Origin of the sequence: Kribbella sp. NBC_00382, assembly GCF_036067295.1 — a bacterium.
GTDB lineage: Bacteria > Actinomycetota > Actinomycetes > Propionibacteriales > Kribbellaceae > Kribbella.
Genome location: NZ_CP107954.1, coordinates 7,110,548 through 7,127,846 on the forward strand (window position 1 = coordinate 7,110,548; position 17,299 = coordinate 7,127,846).

Annotated in this window: 13 protein-coding genes; 8 read left to right on the forward strand and 5 right to left on the reverse strand. The window is 68.2% G+C overall.

The genetic code is table 11. From position 1 onward, the window contains the following. Positions 1 to 12 precede the first annotated feature (12 nt). Positions 13 to 1,107 (forward strand): DNA glycosylase AlkZ-like family protein, encoded by a 1,095-nt coding sequence (locus OHA70_RS33605; RefSeq protein WP_328324574.1) that lies wholly within the window; start codon positions 13 to 15, stop codon positions 1,105 to 1,107. On the opposite strand, the gene OHA70_RS33610 is transcribed toward OHA70_RS33605, so the two are convergent. After that, positions 1,102 to 2,061 (reverse strand): helix-turn-helix transcriptional regulator, encoded by a 960-nt coding sequence (locus tag OHA70_RS33610; protein WP_328324576.1) that lies wholly within the window; start codon positions 2,059 to 2,061, stop codon positions 1,102 to 1,104. The genes OHA70_RS33605 and OHA70_RS33610 overlap by 6 nt on opposite strands. Positions 2,062 to 2,150: 89 nt before the next feature. On the opposite strand from OHA70_RS33610, the gene OHA70_RS33615 reads away from it, so the two are divergent. After that, the gene (locus tag OHA70_RS33615) at positions 2,151 to 2,600 is read left to right on the forward strand and encodes a VOC family protein (protein ID WP_328324578.1); all 450 of its coding nucleotides are present in this window, start codon (positions 2,151 to 2,153) and stop codon (positions 2,598 to 2,600) included. Between the two features lie 44 nt (positions 2,601 to 2,644). Here the strand turns inward: OHA70_RS33615 and OHA70_RS33620 are convergent, their stop codons facing one another. Then, positions 2,645 to 3,874, reverse strand: coding sequence for a glycoside hydrolase family 6 protein (locus OHA70_RS33620; protein ID WP_328324580.1), 1,230 nt, complete (start codon positions 3,872 to 3,874; stop codon positions 2,645 to 2,647). 227 nt (positions 3,875 to 4,101) lie between these two features. Between OHA70_RS33620 and OHA70_RS33625 the strand changes: the two genes are divergently transcribed. Both OHA70_RS33625 and OHA70_RS33630 read left to right on the forward strand, forming a co-directional pair. Then, on the forward strand, positions 4,102 to 6,969 hold the full coding sequence (locus tag OHA70_RS33625) for a family 20 glycosylhydrolase (RefSeq protein ID WP_328324582.1): 2,868 nt from the start codon (positions 4,102 to 4,104) through the stop codon (positions 6,967 to 6,969). A gap of 91 nt (positions 6,970 to 7,060) precedes the next feature. Next, a complete protein-coding gene (locus OHA70_RS33630) occupies positions 7,061 to 8,254 on the forward strand; it encodes a hypothetical protein (protein WP_328324584.1) in 1,194 nt (397 codons plus the stop codon). Between the two features lie 12 nt (positions 8,255 to 8,266). Here the strand turns inward: OHA70_RS33630 and OHA70_RS33635 are convergent, their stop codons facing one another. Continuing rightward, complete coding sequence (locus OHA70_RS33635; RefSeq protein WP_328324586.1) at positions 8,267 to 9,637, reverse strand: serine/threonine-protein kinase; 1,371 nt, start codon at positions 9,635 to 9,637, stop codon at positions 8,267 to 8,269. Between the two features lie 22 nt (positions 9,638 to 9,659). Here OHA70_RS33635 and OHA70_RS33640 point away from each other — a divergent pair, with 22 nt between their 5' ends. Beyond that, positions 9,660 to 10,232 (forward strand): RNA polymerase sigma factor, encoded by a 573-nt coding sequence (locus OHA70_RS33640; RefSeq protein ID WP_328324588.1) that lies wholly within the window; start codon positions 9,660 to 9,662, stop codon positions 10,230 to 10,232. Here OHA70_RS33640 and OHA70_RS33645 read toward each other — a convergent pair. Beyond that, positions 10,212 to 10,655, reverse strand: coding sequence for a hypothetical protein (locus tag OHA70_RS33645; RefSeq protein ID WP_328324590.1), 444 nt, complete (start codon positions 10,653 to 10,655; stop codon positions 10,212 to 10,214). The genes OHA70_RS33640 and OHA70_RS33645 overlap by 21 nt on opposite strands. Then, on the reverse strand, positions 10,655 to 12,952 hold the full coding sequence (locus tag OHA70_RS33650; RefSeq protein WP_328324592.1) for a CehA/McbA family metallohydrolase: 2,298 nt from the start codon (positions 12,950 to 12,952) through the stop codon (positions 10,655 to 10,657). The genes OHA70_RS33645 and OHA70_RS33650 overlap by 1 nt, the downstream gene beginning before the upstream one ends. 113 nt (positions 12,953 to 13,065) lie before the next feature. Between OHA70_RS33650 and OHA70_RS33655 the strand changes: the two genes are divergently transcribed. The 3 genes from OHA70_RS33655 to OHA70_RS33665 all read left to right on the forward strand — a co-directional run bounded on the left by OHA70_RS33655 (position 13,066) and on the right by OHA70_RS33665 (position 17,297). Next, positions 13,066 to 15,363, forward strand: coding sequence for an ATP-binding protein (locus OHA70_RS33655; RefSeq protein ID WP_328324594.1), 2,298 nt, complete (start codon positions 13,066 to 13,068; stop codon positions 15,361 to 15,363). Positions 15,364 to 15,531: 168 nt separating this feature from the next. Next, positions 15,532 to 16,008, forward strand: coding sequence for a hypothetical protein (locus OHA70_RS33660; protein ID WP_328324596.1), 477 nt, complete (start codon positions 15,532 to 15,534; stop codon positions 16,006 to 16,008). A 50-nt stretch (positions 16,009 to 16,058) separates the two neighbouring features. Next, positions 16,059 to 17,297 carry a serine hydrolase domain-containing protein gene (locus tag OHA70_RS33665; RefSeq protein ID WP_328324598.1) on the forward strand — a complete coding sequence of 413 codons (1,239 nt, stop codon included), beginning with the start codon at positions 16,059 to 16,061 and terminating at the stop codon, positions 17,295 to 17,297. Positions 17,298 to 17,299 lie beyond the last annotated feature (2 nt).

Consider the following 17,299-nt stretch of genomic DNA (forward strand, 5'->3'; position numbering starts at 1 on the left):
ACAGTCCGTGGCATGGGAGTGCTCCGACTGACGAGGCAGCAGGCGCGGCGGGTCGCGGTTCGGGCTCAGTTGCTGACGGCGGATCGGCCGACGGACCTGGCGGCGATGGTTCAGGATTTGACCTTGTTGCAGGTTGATCCGACGGCGGCGATTGCGCCCAACGCGGATCTGGTGGCGTGGAGCCGGCTGGGGGCGTCGTACCAACCGGCTCATTTGCGGCAGGCGTTGGAGGTGGATCGGACGCTCTTCGAGTACAACGCGCTGATCCGGCCGACGAGCGACGTCGGGTTGTACCTGGCCGGCGCGGCGGAGCAGCCGACGTGGGAGCGGGCCCGCGAGTGGATGCGGAAGAACGACGGCTTTCGGCGCGACATCCTGCAGCTGCTCGGCGAACGCGGGCCGCTGACCTCGCGCGAGATCCCGGACACCTCGGTCGAGCCGTGGGCGTCGGCCGGCTGGAGCAACGCACGCAACGTCACCAAGATGCTGGACTGCCTGATCTCACGTGGCGAGGTCGCCATCGCCGGCCGGGCCGGCCGCGAGCGCAAATGGGATCTGCCCAAGCGGGTCTATCCGGCTGGCCTGGTCGTCCCGAGCGTCGAGGAGGCCACTCAGCAGAAGAACGAGCGGCGGCTGCGGTCGCTCGGGATCGCCCGTGCGAAGGGCACCGAGGTACCGGTCGAGCCCTGGATCGTCGGGTACGTCGGCGAGCCGGCCGAGGTCGAGGGCACCAAGGGCGAATGGCGAGTGGACCCAGCCGCTCTCGAGACCGACGACTTCGCCGGCCGTACTGCGTTCCTGTCCCCTTTCGACCGGCTGATCCACAATCGGGGCCGGGCGGAGGAGCTATTCGACTTCGAGTACACGCTGGAGATGTACAAGCCGGCCGCCAAGCGCCGCTGGGGCTACTTCGCGCTGCCGATCCTGCACGGCGACCAACTCGTCGGCAAGCTCGATGCGATCGCGGACCGGAAGGCCTCGGTACTGCGGGTGAACGCGATCCACCAGGACGTCCCCTTCAAGCGAGCAACCAGCAAGGCCGTCCAAACCGAACTCGAGAACCTCGCCCAGTGGCTCGGCTTGGCCGACATCCAGCACGCCTTATGAACAAGCGGTTCGGGTGAAGCGCTCGGCCAGGTGGGCGAAGGCGTTGGTCAGGTCGTCGGGGGTGATGACTTCGATTTCGGTGTCGAAGCGGGCGATGGCTGCGGCGAGGCTGGGCCAGGACCAGGAGCCCAGGGTTAGGCGGCAGCGGGTGGGGCTGATTGGTTCGACGAGGCCGTCTCGGGTGTAAAGGGCCACGGTGGCAGCGGGTAGGTCGAGGACTACGGTGCCTTGGCAGGGCCAGTTGCCGGAGGTGTCGGCGGAGCCGCGGAAGACGCTGGTGATGTAGGTGGCGACGTTTCCGCCGGGTACTTCGCGTGCGGTGAAGCGCGGTCCGTTGGGGGTGCGCAGGCGCATCCGGTCGGCGCGGAAGGTGCGCCAGTCGTCGCGATCCAGGTCCCAGGCGACTAGGTACCAGCGTCCGTCCCAGGTGATGACGTGGTGAGGTTCAGCGCGGCGTGAAGACAAATCGCCGTAGTCGAAGCGCAGGGTCTCCTGTACTTCGATGGCCGCGCTGATCGCCAGGAGTACGTCTCCGTCAACGGGATCAGCCGGCCTGGTGGCGGGGCGTTCGACGGCGGTGACTTGAAGCGCGTTGACGCGATGGCGTAGCCGGCTCGGCATGACTTGCCGGAGGGTGTTCAGCGCCCGCTCGGCATCCTCGGCGAGACCGTTGCCGGGTGTGGTGGCAACTACTTGAAGGGCGACGGTGAGGGCCACGGCCTGTTGGTCGTCGAACAGCAGCGGCGGCAGGTCCGTACCGGCGCTGAGTCGGTAGCCACCTTCGGGGCCCTTCACAGCGGCAATCGGATAGCCGAGCTCACGGAGTCTGTCGACGTCGCGGCGAATTGTGCGCAGGCTGACGTCCATGCGTTCCGCCAGCACCGCGCCGGACCAGTCCCGGCGGGTCTGCAGCAGCGACAGCAGGGTCAGCAGTCGCGAAGAGGTCTTCGGCATGCGGCCAATTCTGCCCGCAGTAGGTGACACACCCTGTCACCTACTGCTGAAAACCTGCTCCTACAACCAACCACCAAGGAGCTCTCAGAATGGCAATCTCCACCACCACCCACCTCAACTTCCGCGGCGACGCCCGTGCGGCGCTGGAGTTCTACCAGTCCGTGTTCGGCGGCCAACTCACGATCGTGGCGTACGGCGACTTCGGTATGCCGAAAGAGCTGCCCGACGCCGACAAGGTCGTCTTCGGCCAGGTCACGGCCGACAACGGGTTCAGCATCATGGCGTACGACGTACCGAGGCAGTCCGCTCCCGCCGCCGCACCGGCCGCCACCACCCGCGAGAACGGCATGACCCTGACCGGCGAGCGCTTCTTCGTCTCCGTCCGCGGCGACAGCGCCGAGGAGGTCAGCGCCCTCTGGGACAAGCTTGCCGACGGCGCCGACCTGATCGAGAAGTACGCTCCCTCGCAGTGGAGCCCCGGCTTCGGCATGCTGACCGACCGCTTCGGCACCACCTGGATCCTCGACGTCACCGGGTGATAGTCACCTCGGGGGGTGAGCCGCCTTAGCCGACTGGCCTTGGGCTACTTGCCCAGGAGCATCATGGCGATGGCGGGGCTGAAGTCGCCGGCCTCGCTGCCGGCGCCGAGGCCGCAGTCGCCGTCGGATTCGCCCGGCGGCTTGACCCACAGTTGCGCGTCCAGGCCGGTGGCTCCGCCGAGGCGAGGAGCGGGACCGACTCGTTGGCCGCTGGGGTTGCACCAGTCGTCGCCGTTCAGGGGGTTGCCGTTGCGGCTCGTGTCGATGACGAAGTGCTTGGTCGAGCCGAGGGCAGCGTTGACCGCGTTGGCATACGTCACGTTGCGCGCGGTGGTCTGGAAGTTCGACACGTTCAACGCGAAGCCGCGTGCCTTGGCGATCCCGGCAGCCTTGAGTCGCTTGGCCGTCGTGGCGGCGGGATTCCAGTCGTCGTGGCCGGCGTCGATGTAGGTCCAGGTGTTCGGTGCGGAGGTCCGCAGCCGGTCGACCGCGTAGCTGAGCAGCGACAGCTGGGTGGTCTGCATCGACGAGCTCAGACAGTCCATCCCGGCCAGCGCGTCCGGCTCCAGGATCACGACGGCGGGATGCTTGCCGATCGATGCGGCCATCGAGTCGATCCAGGACCGGTACGCCGATGCGCTCGCGGCACCTTCGCCCGCACAACCACGCTCGGTGATGTTGTAGAAGACGAGTACCGGGAGTTTGTGGGCTTTCGCCGCTGCCGCGGTGTAGGCCCGTGCGTCGGACACGTCCGCGCCGTCGCCGTTGAACCAACGGGCGATCGGGCGGTCGGCGATTCCAGCCTTGATGGCCGCTCGCCGCGAGTCAGTACTGTGCTCGCTCACCCAGTAGACCGGCTCGGACTGCGGGTCGACGTACAGGCCGCTGGTCTGCGAGAGCGGATTGCCCTGCACCGGTACCACCGGCGCCGGCTTCGTCGACGGCTTGCTCGTCGGCTTCGCCGTGGCCTTCTTGGTCGGCTTGGCCGAGGCCTTGGCCGTCGAACGGCTGGTCGGCTTGCGGACCGGCTGGGTCGCCGACCTGGCCGGCTGACCGACAGTCGGCCGGTTCAGCGGCGGCTTCGTACTGGTCCCGCTCAGGGTCGGATCCGAGCCACCAAGCCCGCCGTCGACCCCGGTCCCGGCCGTCGTGTCCGCAGACAGGGCCGGGTCACCACCTCTTGCCAGCGCCACCGTCATTCCGGCAACGGCGATCGCGCAAGTTGCACCCAGCGCGATCACTGCCCTGGACCGCCGTGTTTGTGGCAGTCGCATCTCAACTCTCCAAGCTAGATTCACGCGGCTCTCCCCGCGACAGCGACGAACACTAGTTGATAACAACCAGATAACAAACCCTCGAGCCAGTGGCATCCGGAACCCGGACGGAGGTCGCGATTTTGCTTATGAGAGTCGCGTTGCGGGTTGGTGGGGTGGGGCGGAAACTTATTGACGTGGTCGCCTTCTGGGCCGTGTAGTTCTGCCCTGCACCGGTGAGGAGTGCCGTGAGGAAATCTGTCGTTGCGCTTGTGGTTGCGGTTCTGGTTCCAGTGACGGTGACGGCGGCACAGGCTTCCGCTGATCCGCCGGCCACCCCTGTGGTAGCTCCGGAGAGCGTCAACCTTGCCTTGCTGCCGGGGGCGGTTGCGTCAGCGAAGTCGCAGCGGATGACGGCGCCGGCGGCCACGTATGCGCCGGCTAACGCGGCGGATGTGTTTGTGCACAACGGGTGGACTTCGAACTACGCCTCGGTGGGGAACGGGTACGACCCGACGCACGACTGGTTCCAGGTGAAGTTGGCTACGCCTGCTCCGGTGTATGAGGTGTTCAGCCGGTGGACCTCACCGGGCAAGCCGTCGGAGTACGAGCTGCAGGTCTCGACGGATGCCGACTGTCAGACCTGGTCGACGGTCGCTCACGTGGTGAATCCGGCTGACAAGGATTCCCAGGTGATCGATCGCCAGGACCCGGTCTCGTGTATCCGGATGCAGGCACTGGCCACGACATCGACCGTCGGGTACACGCTCAACGAGTTCGAGCTCTGGTCCGGTCCCAAGCCGCCGCCGGTAGTGGGACAGATCATTCCCGTACCGGTGAAGCAGACGCCCGGTACCGGTGAGCCGTGGGCGCTGACGAACAAGTCCCGGATCGTCGTCTCCAGCACCTCCCTCACCGCCACGGCGGACCTGCTCGCCGGGTACCTGCGACCGGCCACCGGATTCGTCCTTCCCGTGGTGACAGGTACCGCCACAGCAGCCGACATCGCGCTGAGCATCGGATCAGTACCTGGTCTCCCGGCGGCCAATGCGGACGAGGGCTACTCCCTCACCATCTCAACAGCCGGCGCGAAGATCACAGCACCCCAAGCGCACGGACTGTTCAACGGCTTCGAAAGCCTTCGACAGTTGTTGCCCGCAGCAATCAACTCGCAAACCGCCGGCACCGGGCCGTGGACGGCACAGCCGATCACGGTCCTGGACTACCCGCGGTACGAGCATCGAGGTCTTCAGCTCGACCCGGCCCGCAACTTCCTGACGGTGGCCGAAACGAAGTCCATGATCGACCAGCTGGCGGCGCTGAAGGGCAACCGGCTGCACCTGCACCTGAGCGACTCCCAGTCCTGGCGCCTGGAGATCAAGGGCTATCCGGCTCTCGACGGCACCGGCTGCAACGGAGCGGCCTGTATCGCCGGCTTCTACACGCAGGAGGACTTCAAGGGCCTGGTCAAGTACGCCGCCGACCGATTCATCGAGATCGTCCCGGAGCTCGAAGGCCCGGCCCATGCCACCGCAGCGGTCAGGTCCCTCGGCGGTATCGCGGTCATGGGTTGCCAGGGCCAGACCCAGACCGATCGGTTCTGTACCAACCCCAACGACCCGGCAAGCGCGCGGGCCCTCGCCTTCTGGCGGGACGCGATCGCGCAGCTGGCCGCGATCTCGCCCGCGCCGATCATCCACATCGGCGGCGACGAGGCCATCGGGATGCCCCACGAGGACTACAAGTGGTGGATCGGCCAGATGGAGGCCATCGTCGACGGCGCCGGCAAGCGACTGATGGGGTGGAACCCAGCACTCGAGGGCTACGCGCCCGGCTCGACCTCCATCAACCACTACTGGTCCGACTACACCGGCGGCGGTCCCCCGCTGATCAAGCCCGAGTGGTTCAACCAGGGCCGCGACGTGATCACCACACCCGAATGGAACGCGTACCTCGACTTCGGGTACGACGGATCGCCCGGCCGCACGCCACGGACGGAACTGGACAAGTCGTACTCGTGGGATCCCGAATGGGTGTGGGAGAAGTACCGGAACGTCTGGGCGCAACCGGCGTACGGCGGGCCGAAGGCGGAGGACATCATCGGCATCGAGGCTCCCATCTGGGGTGAGCAGATGCGCGGGCTGGCCACCAACGAGTTCATGGTCTTCCCGCGGCTGGCCGGAATCCTGGAGAAGGCCTGGTCGCCCAAGGTGCTGACCCAGGACTACGACGCGTACCGCCAACGGCTCAGCGCCGCCGGCCCCCGATGGGCGTTCGCCGGAGTGAACTACGGGTCCATCGCCCAGGTCGCCTGGAGTCCGGAGTCGATGGGCACGGTCACCCACTTCGGCGTGGACAGGACCGTGACCAACGCACCACTGGGTCGCTTGGCCGCGGGCTCGACGCCACCCGGTGAGTACACCGCGACGATCGATTGGGGCGACGGATCCCCGGCCGAGACCGCCGCAATCACAGCCCGCGACTACATCACCAGCCAACGTCAGGGCCGAAGCCTCATGACCGTCAACGGGAGCCACACCTACCCGACAGACGGGATCTACCACGGCATCGTCACCTACACCCGCCAGGGCCAGACCACGGCCGTCCCCTTCGTCGCGACCGGCGTCCCCGCCTGTACGACGATGCTCAGCGGGACACACAATGGCCCGCTCAAGGTCGCCTCGGGTATCGCCTGTTTCGACGGCGCAACCGTCTCCGGCCCCATCACCGTGGCTGCCGGTGCCGGGCTGTATGCATCCGGTACCGAATTCCGCGGACCGGTGACAGCGTCAGGCGACGTACTGCTCTGTGGCACGACCGTGTCGGGGCCGGTCACCGTAACCGGTGCGACCCGGGTCTGGATCGGCAACGGTGAATGCACGCCCACGACGGTCAGGGGTCCGGTCAGCGTCACCGGCACCACAGGTCAAGTGACCGTCGACAGCGCCACCATCGCCGGCCCGCTCGTACTGCGGAACAACACCGGCCCGACGATTGTCTCCGGCAACCACATCAGCGGCCCGTTGTCCTGCACCGGCAACTCCCCCGCACCCACCAACGCCGGCCGACCCAACTCCGTATCCGGCCCCAAGTCAGGTCAGTGCGCTGGACTCTGACCCCAAGATCCGCCCGCCGTGAACCGAACGTGTCGGCCGACCATCAAAGCCCTTCGGTACGACACACTGAGGACTCATTCCGGAGGGCATCATGAATCGCAGTATCAAGCTGGCCGGCCTGGTGGCGAGCGTTTCGGTCGCGGCTGTGGTGGCGGGCATCGTGGTCGCCGCCCAGCAGACGCCGACGCTCGCCTCGGCGTCCGGGGACGGCACGCTGAAGCCGATCGACAGCGCCACCAAGCCGGCGCCGAAACCGTCCACGACGCCGAGCCGGCCGCCCGGGACCGCGCCGGCCACGACCGGCGGAGTCAGCTCGAGCGGACCGGTCAAGCTCACGCTCGACCTCAGCAAGCTCAAGCAGGGCGCGGCACCGGCCGGGTCGTACGTCGACGGCCGGACGGTCCATGTCGGAGGCAACAAGTTCACCCTGCCGGCCACCGACGGCCCGGTCTGGGATGTTGCGCGGACAAGTACCGGCGCACTCGTTCTGCACCGGCCGACGGAGAACGGCAACGCCGTGCTCACCACCTGGACCAACGGCTCCCGCGGTGAATCCGTCAAGGACGTCTCGACGGTTCTCTCCTCGGCCGACCGGTCGAGCAGCGCGTACGCCGTTCAGCCGACCAACGCCGACGGCACCGAGCTTCCGCGCTTCACGCTGGTCTGGCGCGACAACCCCAGCGGCGAGAAGTACACGCTGCAGCGCAATGGCGAGTACGGACCGATCGTGCTCGCCGTCCAGGGCAGCGAGGTCTACTTCAGCGCGTCGAACAAGAGCGAGAAGCAGACCCTCTACAAGTGGACCGCCGGCGACGACGCGCCGAAACCGATCAGCGCCGTACCGGCCCCGTCCGCGGTCTCGTCGAATCTCGAACTCGCGGCGTCGATCGTCTCGACCACCGACGACGGCAGCTGCACCGCACTGATCGAGGTCGCCGCGGCCACGAAGCGCTGGAAGACCTGCGACTATGCGGTGGACGAGCTCTTCGCCGGGAGTGCCTACGCGCTCGGTGGACCGGCCTATCGGGACGGGTACGGCGACGGCCTGTTCGCCGCGCTGGACCTGAAGACCGGCAAGACCGTGCACGAGTGGTCCGGTGCGAACGCGGTCGCGATCATCTCCACCGCGATGGAGGACGCCGACCACATCCTGGTGCTGGCCGAGCAAGGCGGCAAGACCGCCATCGCCCGGTGCGACGCGAAGAGCGGCGCCTGTGAACTGGCCGCGCCCTTGAAGAAGGGCACCGGCGACGAGGACAACCGGCCGTACCAGCTAGGCCACTGACACCGAACCCCCTTATTTCTTGGGCGTATAGGCCAGCGAGTCGAGCACTCGCTCGGCCTGTACGCCGTCCTCGGCCCGCACCTGGATCCGGATCAACTGGCCGTCGATCTGCTGCACCCGTTCGTAGGTCGTCATGCCGGCCGGACAGCCGACGTACTTGGCCGTCGCCGTGAACGGCTTGTCGACCCGCTCGGCCGACTCCGCGCAACCCACCGGGCCGGGCAAGGTGGTTGCCGCCGGCAACTCCCCCGCCGGCAGCACGCCCGCGAAGACACCCGGCACCTTCGCATCGGAGTTGCTCCAGCTGTTGTTGTCCGCACTGACCAGCAGACCGGGAAGCGAGCCCGTCGCGCCCTGTGGTTGCCAACCGTTGCCGGTCCGGGTGCGCGTCCAATCCCGAGGAAGCTCAACCGAGAGGACCTGCTGTTGATCCACGACCCGCACCCATTGCCGTTGCACGCCGTAGCTCCAGCCCAGATAACCGCCGGCACCACCGAGCAGGGCGGCCGCGACCGTCGCGGCGACCCACGGGTTCACCGAAGGACGCCAGCGCGCCGGCGCCGGGAGGCTTGCCTGCGCAGCCGTCCGCAACGCTTCGGCGAACGACCGCACGTCCGGCCAGCGCTCCTCCCGATCCTGGCGCAGCCCACGCTGGATCACCTCGTCGACCTCGACCGGTATGTCGTCGCGAACCGTCCGCAACGACGCCGGCGGCCCGTCGACGGTGAGGACCGACGCCAGCGTCGTCGCACCGTACGGCGGCTTGCCGGCCAGCGCGGCATACGTGACCGCGGCCAGCGCGTACAGGTCAGCGCGCGGGTCGAGGACATCGCCGCGCACCTGCTCGGGCGCGACGTACGCCGGGGTCCCACTCGGCATCGTCACTCGGGACACCGCCTCGAGCGACTTGCCCAGGCCCAGGTCGCCGAGCATGGCTCGCTCGCCGGTCGGCGTACTGCGGAACAGCACGTTCTCCGGCTTGACGTCCCGATGCAGGACGCCCCGATCGTGGAGTTCCTGCAGGCCGGCGCTGACGTTGCCGATCACGTCCACCGCGTCGGCCAGCGGCAGGGGGCCGGCTTTGATCCGCTCGGCCAGCGATCCGCGGTCGGCGTAGGTCAGTACCAGGAACGGGCGGTCGTCGTCGGTGGTACCGATGTCGTGGACGCCGACGACGTACGGCGACTCGACCTTGCGCAGGAAGCGCCCCTCCTCGACGAAGCGGCGGCGGACGTCGAGATCGTCGACCCAGTGCTCCGCCAGCACCTTGACCGCGACCTCGGCGTCGAGTTCCTCGTCCCGGACCAGCCAGACGGCGGCGAAACCACCACTGCCCAGGCGCCGAATCACGGCGTACCGGCCGAAATGAGAAGGCTGAACCATGCGAGTCATTATCCTCACGCCCATGGTCACTGACGCGGATGCGCTCGACGAACTGGCGCGGCGTGCTGCCCAGGACCCCGCGCTGCTCGACGAGTTGATCCGGCAGGTCCAGCCGCAGGTGATGCGGATCTGCCAGCGGGTGCTGCCGCATCGCGCCGACGCCGAGGACGCCTGCCAGGACGCGTTGCTGTCGATCGCCACGAAGATCGGCACCTTCTCCGGCCGGAGCCGGTTCAGCACCTGGGTGCACGTGGTCGCGTCGAACGCCGCCCGCGAGACCTACCGACGGCTCAAGCGCCGGGCCGCCGAGAACACTGATGCCTGGCAGGAGGACGATCGCCCGGCGCGATACGACCGCCCCGACCCGCGAACCACCAGCGTCGTGGCCGGCACCCGGCTCGACCTACTCGACGCGCTGGAGCAGCTGGAGATCGACCTACCCGAGACGGTCACGTCGGTGGTACTGCGCGATATCTACGAGCTCAGCTACGACGAGATCGCCGACCAGGTCGGTATCCCCGTCGGCACTGTGAAGTCCCGCATCAGCCGCGCCCGCGCCTCGCTCAAGGCCCACCTACTCCCCCGCCAGCCCTGACCCAGTCAAAAGGTTGACGGGCTGCCGCCCCATATGGGAGCGGAGGAGCAGGTGCAGGGTGCTGTGGATAGCCAACCCTCCGAGTGCCCCGACGGCACGGAACGTCAGGGTGACGTCCACGATCGTCGGTACGTCGAAGCGGACCCGAAAGCCGCCCTCCTGCAGTGGCTCGCCGGTCAGCTCGTGCACGGGAAGGTCCAGCTCGATGCCCGGCACCGGGTCCGCCTCGATCACCAGCTGACCGGTCACGAAGCCGGTGTTGACGATCGGGAACTCGATCGGGTGCCAGTCCCCCATGGCCAGGCTCGCCACCCGGTGGCCGGTCCGGGCGGCGTTCACCCGGGCCTCCGGATTGATCGTGACGGAGATCGGCGCCGTGGTGTCGACTGGCGCGCAGCAGCCGGCTGGTTCGCCGTGAGCCATCAGTCGACCTCGCATTCCTCGAGCCGGGCCAAGTAGGTGGCTTGGGCCTCGTCGTAGGCTTCCCGCGCCGCTGCTTGTTCGGTATCGCGGATGAACCCGGACTTTGCCTTCCACAGCGCGTCGACGGAGTCGTGCAGCCATTGCGCGCTGCGCCGCGAGGCCCGGATCGGCAGCCCGGAGATCTCGACGAAGATCGGCTGGGTGTGCACGCTGCGCAGGATCCGCACGGCGATCCAGGACGAGCGCTCCAGGTCGAGGCCGAACTCGATCGCCTGCTCGTTGCCATCAGCAAGCAATTCCTGGGTCCCGGCCGGTACGCCGTTCACCAGCACCTCGACGAGCACCTTGCGGGACTGGCCGATGCGCGATCGCTCGAGGTGCCAGCCGACGGGCGCGGAGTACAGCGGCCGGCCAGCCGCTGGTGGAGCGGGTGGCTGTTCGGGTAGCCAGGCCGCGACCGTCGCTGTCACGCGGACTGGTCCCGGTTCGTCGACGGCGTGCTCACGAGCGGTGTCGCCGTCGACGGCGAAGTCGTAGATGTGGCTGCGGCCGTCGCCGAAGTACGAGGCGCCTTCCTTCAAGCCGCCGAGCCACGCCTCCAGAGCCTGCTCACCCTGCGGCGGCTCAGACAACTGGACGTAGGTGCGCCCGACTCCCGGGCCGTCGTCGTAGATGCAGGGGTAGTCGGTCTCGCCGAGCATCAGTGTGCGGTAGCCGACGTTGAGCAGGTGGTACCAGATGTTCAGCTCAGCGGCCGGTGAGAACTCGGCACCGCATTGGAAGTCGGCGGCACCGAGCGGGACGTCGACGATGATCTCGTTGGAGCCGATCGACTGGAAGCCCGGGACGATGTAGTTCGGCAGCTCATCGGTGCCGACCGAGAGGCCGAGACCGCAGTGTGCGTAGCCGACCATCGCGTTCTGCGCATGGCCCCAGCGCATGACCGGCAGGTTCCACGACGGCCAGTCCTCGATCAGCTGAGTGCCCGGATAGTCCTGGTCGGTGAGCCCGAGCAGGATGACGTGACCGGAGTGGCTGGATGGGAAGCCTGACACCTCGAGGTCGTACCGGAGCAGGCTCTGGCCATCCCGGTCAGTGTCCTGCGGGTCCCACGTCATGCCTTGGGCCTGCTGCATCGCCGGGTACTCCAGTTCGGCGCGCGGGCTGATCGACACACCGCTGAAGAACTGCTTCTGGTGGTAGTAGCACGGACCCCAGGTGAGCACGCTGCCCATCCAGAGCCCTTCACCGCGAACGTGCCGGATCATCGTCTCCGGCGTGACGCCCTCTGACGGCACGCTGTAGTGCGAGCAACCGCCGGCGTGAATGTGCGGATCACCCGAGTAGTAGCCGTGCGCCGCAGGATCGGCCCAGCGATCGAGCTCGATTGTGACCGCCTCGCTGTCGGCCGTCAGCTCGACATCGACGCGGACCTCCCGGTACTCCGGCCCGCGGCGGGCAGAGATCTCGTACTGACCCGCCGGCAGCGTGATGACCTCGCCGGTAGCCCGGTACACGTGTTCATGGAAGAACATGTCCGGAGCCAACCGCATCCCCTTCGACGGGTACGCCCGGCGCTGCGAGTCAAGGACGGTCAGCGCCGCCACGGTGCTGCTGCCGTCCGGCTCACGGACGTCGAAGCGGATCTCGCGGGCCGGCAGGCAGTCGAAGTCGAACTTCGCGGCGTACTGGCGGCTCTCGAATCCCATCCGCTTCCAGGCCTGCGCGGACGGCGGCCGCGTGAGGCTCTCCGTCGCCTCCTCCACCGCCAGGAAGAAGGACAGCTCGCCGGCGTGGTTGCCGCCGTCGCGCGCGTACAGGCTGATCACCTTGTACTCGACGTCCAGGCCGGACACGTCGGTCGGCCCGGCAAGCTTCACCTCCAGCCGGCTGCGCTCGATCCGCGGTACGACGGTCAACGTGTCGGCCAGCGTGATCCGCGCGGCGTGGCTGTGGTGATCGACCAGCCCGAGCACATGATTCGACGGCGCGAACAGGTCTCCCAACAAGCGATGCGGGTTCACCACCCGCACCAGGAAGCTGCGCCACCCATGCTGAACCAGCCGCGGCGGTGCGGCACCTGGCGTGGCTGCGATCAGCCCTTCCTCATCGATCTCCGCGTCGACCAGGACATACGGGCGCAGCAGCTCTTCGACCTTGGCTGCCCTGACGGCATCGGTCTGAGCGTCATCTAGCAGCTTGCCCAGCTGGTTCGTCAGGTCGTCGGGTAGTGGTTCACCGATGTCACGGAGTTTCTCAACGGCTCGAGTCGCGGACGCATGCAGTGGCTGGAACACAGGACCTCCTCGTCGCGGACCAACCTCGACCCTAGTTCGCCCGACCACATCTGGCTCTCGGTTTTTCCACAGCCCTAGAATCGGCGGCTCGGACTGGAGAAGGGTTGGACTGCGTGGGCGACGAGCTGGCCGGGGCCTTGGGGCAGTTGCGGGATCTGACCGGGCGAAGCCTGCGTGAGCTCGGGCGCGACATCAATGCCAGCAGTTCCTCGTTGTCTCGCTACTTCTCCGGTCAGGCCGTACCTCCGTGGCCGACCGTGGTGGCACTCTGCAAGGCGGCCGGGCGGGACCCGAGGCCGCTGCGGGAAGTGTGGGAGCGGGCCAAGGACGGGCCGACGCAACAGCCTGCGAGCGCGCCGATACGCAACGATCTGCCGCACGACATCACGGCCTTCACCGGACGTCAGGCGGAGCTGGACGTTCTGCTCGCAGCGGCCAGGGACGGATCCGTCGTCGCGATCGACGGCATGGGTGGCGTGGGCAAGTCTGCTGTGGCCGTGCACGCGGCGCATCTGCTGACGGCCCACTTCCCCGATGGGCAGCTCTACCTGGACTTGCATGGGTTCACCCCAGGTCGCGAGCGGGTCGACTCCGGGGAGGCGCTGCGGGTGTTGCTCACGGCTCTCGGCGTACAGCCCGGCAGGATCCCCGACGGTGGTGCCGAGCGGGCCGCGCTGTGGCGGTCGGAGCTGGCGACGCGGCGCGCGATCGTCCTGCTGGACAACGCGGCGGACGCTAATCAGGTCCGCGACCTGCTGCCGGGAGCCGGCCAGACCTTCGTCATCATCACCAGCCGCCGACGGATGGTGGAGCTGGATGGTGTCCAGCCGATCTCGTTGGACGTCCTGCCGGCCGAGGACGCGGCGCGGTTGTTCGTCGAGTCCGTCGGCGGCAGCCGCCTTGGTGATGTTGATGAGGTACTACGCCGCTGCGGGAACCTCCCGCTGGCCATCCGAGTGGCCGCCGCTCGGCTGCGGCACCGGCCCACCTGGACGGTCGACACCTTGGTGGAACGGCTGCGGGACGGCGAGTTGGCGGTGTCGGACGTGTTCGAGATGTCGCTACGGCAGCTCGACCCCGCGCAGCGGCGGATGTTCCGGCTCCTCGGACTGGTACCGGGCGAGGACATCGACGCGTACGCCACAGCCGCCCTGGCCGGGATCCCGCTGGCCAACGCCCGCTCGCTGCTGGAGGACCTGGTCGACGTTCACCTGGTCCAGGAGCCGGCGCCCGGCCGATACCGGATGCACGACCTGCTGCGGCAGACCGCTCGCGCCGACGATGCCGAAGCCGACCCGGTGCCGGCGATCGCCCGGCTTGCCGACTACTACTTGAGCGGCCTCGTCTCCGTCAAAGAGCTCTCCGGCGTCCTCATTCCACTGCCGGTGATCATCACGCAGCCGCCTCCCGCTCTCCCCGACCTGTCGACCTTCCATCAGGCCGTCGACTGGACGGACGCCGAGTGGGCCAACCTGATGGCGACGTTCACGCTCGCGGTGGAGCTGCGGATCGACGCGCCGGCGGTCGGGCTCGCCCAGCTCGCCACGATCACCCAGTCGCGTCGGGGTGGCATCGCCCGGCTCGGCCGAGCGCTCGTGGCCAGCATGCCCGCCGCCGAACGGCTCGGACAGCGTCGCCTGCTCGCCTCCCACCGGTACCTCCGGGGCGCGGTGTTGTTGCGAACCGGCCACCTTGCCGAGGCAGTACCGGAACTCGAAGCCGCCCGGACGCTGATGGCTGCGGAGGCCGACCTCATCGGTGAGGCGCTCGCGCTCCTGCAGCTGGCCGACATCCGCCTGTTCACCGGCGACGCCGCCGGTGCGGCCGAACTGTTGCGTGAGGCAACCGAGTTGCTCCCGGCGAGCGAGGCTGCCACGCGCGTCCAGGTGTGGGGCGGACTCGGCCAGGCGCTGGTGGAGCTCGGCAAGTATGAGGACGCGCGGGCAGTCGTCGCCGAGGTGCGCGACGTCCGGCGCGGGGCGGCAACAGCTGCCCCGGTCGATCAGCAGTCGGAGCGGGTCTGCCTCGAAGTACTGGGCCGGGCGGCACTCGGCCAAGGTGATGCCCAGACCGCGCTCGACCTCGCCGAGCAGGCGGTCGCACTCAACCAGGCGACCCGCCAGCAGGTCTTCGAGGCGGCCAGCCTCACGGACACCGCCATCGCCTTGCGGCACCTCGGTCGCGTCGAGGAGGCGTCGGCCCGGTACGCCGAAGCCGCGCGGATCCTCGAACGGGCTGGTGAGCCGCATCGACTGGCCCGCATCTGTCTGCCGTACGCGGAGGCATGCCTGCTGACCGGGGACGCGGAGACAGCGGCAGTGCATTTCGCGACAGTGCTCGAGCTCTCCACCACCCACGGCATCGACTACCTCATACCGATCTCCAAAGATGGGCTCGCCCGGGCGTTCTGAGACTGTCCCAGGTGCTCCGCGAGCTGTCCCGTCCCGTCCCGGGACAGCAGTCCGACAGCCGTCCGCTTCCGTAAACGCGCAGGTCAGTCCCCTGGCGGCGGACTGTCCCGTGTCCCGGCAAGGCCCAAGCCGATTGTGGGCAACCGCTGCCTTGGCGAGGCTTCTGCCATGCACACGACCTCTTCCCTCCTCGCAGAACTCGATGCGCTGCCCACCCGGTGGGAGGTGCAAGGAACGGTTCCCGCACCGGTCGCGGCGGTCGCCGAGCTACTCCTCGCCGTCGAGGCGGGCCGGGTCGGCGACCACAACCTGCTGGTACTGGCCAGGGCTTCGGCCGCACGGAAAGGCGCGATGACGGTAGTTGCCGGCGTCGACGCCTACAGCGTTGACCTCGCCGGGCCGATCGAGCCGGTCGAGATCGAGGTCGATGCAGTCCGGTCGACTCTCGCAGTACAGACCTGGTACGCCGGTACGCTCACCGCCACCGATTGCCCCGACGGCACCCTGGTGACCCATCGCGTGCACCGGGTGCTGCCCGACCACCCCGGCTTCGCGGCCGGGATCGCCGAGCTCGGCCTTCGAGCGCGGATGGAGCGCGATCTCGGTCAGGTACTGGCTGTGATCACCGACCGGCTCGGCTGCTGACCACCCCTGCTATCCCCTGCTTGCCCGTTCGAATCAAGGAGAACACCACGATGTCTACTACCACCGTCCAGCACCGCGGCTTCACCGAGGCCGGACTGCGCAAGCTGCGCGAGGTGCTCACCCGCCACGTCGACTCCGGGCGGATCCCCGGCCTGGTTGCGCTGGTCAGCCGGGGCGACGAGACCCACGTCGAGGCGATCGGGACGCTGCGTCACGACGGCGGCGGACCGATGCAGCGGGACACGATCTTCCGGATGGCGTCGACCTCCAAGCCGGTCGCGGTGTCGGCCGCGATGGTGCTGCTCGACGAGTGCCGCCTGCGGCTGGACGACACCGTCGACCAGTGGCTGCCCGAGCTTGCCGACCGCAAGGTGCTGAAGCGGCTCGACGGGCCGCTCGACGACGTCGTACCGGCCAAGCGGCCGATCACCGTCCGGGACGTGCTGACCTCCACCTTCGGTCTCGGGATGGACATGACCGTGCTCGGTACGCCGATCATGGGCGCCGTCTTCGAGCAGGGCATCACGCCCAACATGCCGACACCGATGCCGGAACAGGACGAGTGGATGCGGCGGCTCGGCACGCTGCCGCTGATGCACCAGCCGGGTGAGCGTTGGCAGTACCAGATCAGCAGCGATCTGCTCGGAGTACTCGTCTCCAGGGTCTCGGGGCAGTCGTACGACGCGTTCCTGCAGGAACGCGTCTTCGGCCCGCTGGGCATGAAGGACACCGGGTTCTACGTGCCGACGGACCAGCTGCACCGGCTGCCTCCGCTGTACGCGCCCGACCCCGCGACCGGTGAGTTCCACATCTGGGATGAGGCCGACGGCGGCCGGCACAGCAAGCCGCCGGCGTTCCAGGGCGGCGGTGGCGGGCTGAACTCCACCGTTGACGACTACCACGCGTACTTCCGGATGCTGCTCAACAACGGTCTGCACGGGACCGAGCGGATCCTGTCCCGGCCGGCCGTCGAGTTGATGACGACGAACCGGCTCACGCCTGAGCAACTCGCTGCCCGGGAGACCATGGCCCGCGACAACGTCCACATCTCGTTCGGGCAGGGACAGCACGGCGGCTGGGGCTTCGGGATGGCGGTACGGACGTACCGCGGCGACTACGCGCCGGTCGGCCAGTTCGGCTGGGACGGCGGGAGCGGTACGTCGTCGTACGCCGACCCGAGCAACCAACTCGTCGGGCTCCTGCTCACCCAGGTCGGGGCGTCCACGCCGGACTCGACGCGGCTCCTGCACGACTTCTGGACCACCGTCTACCAGGCACTCGCCGACTGATC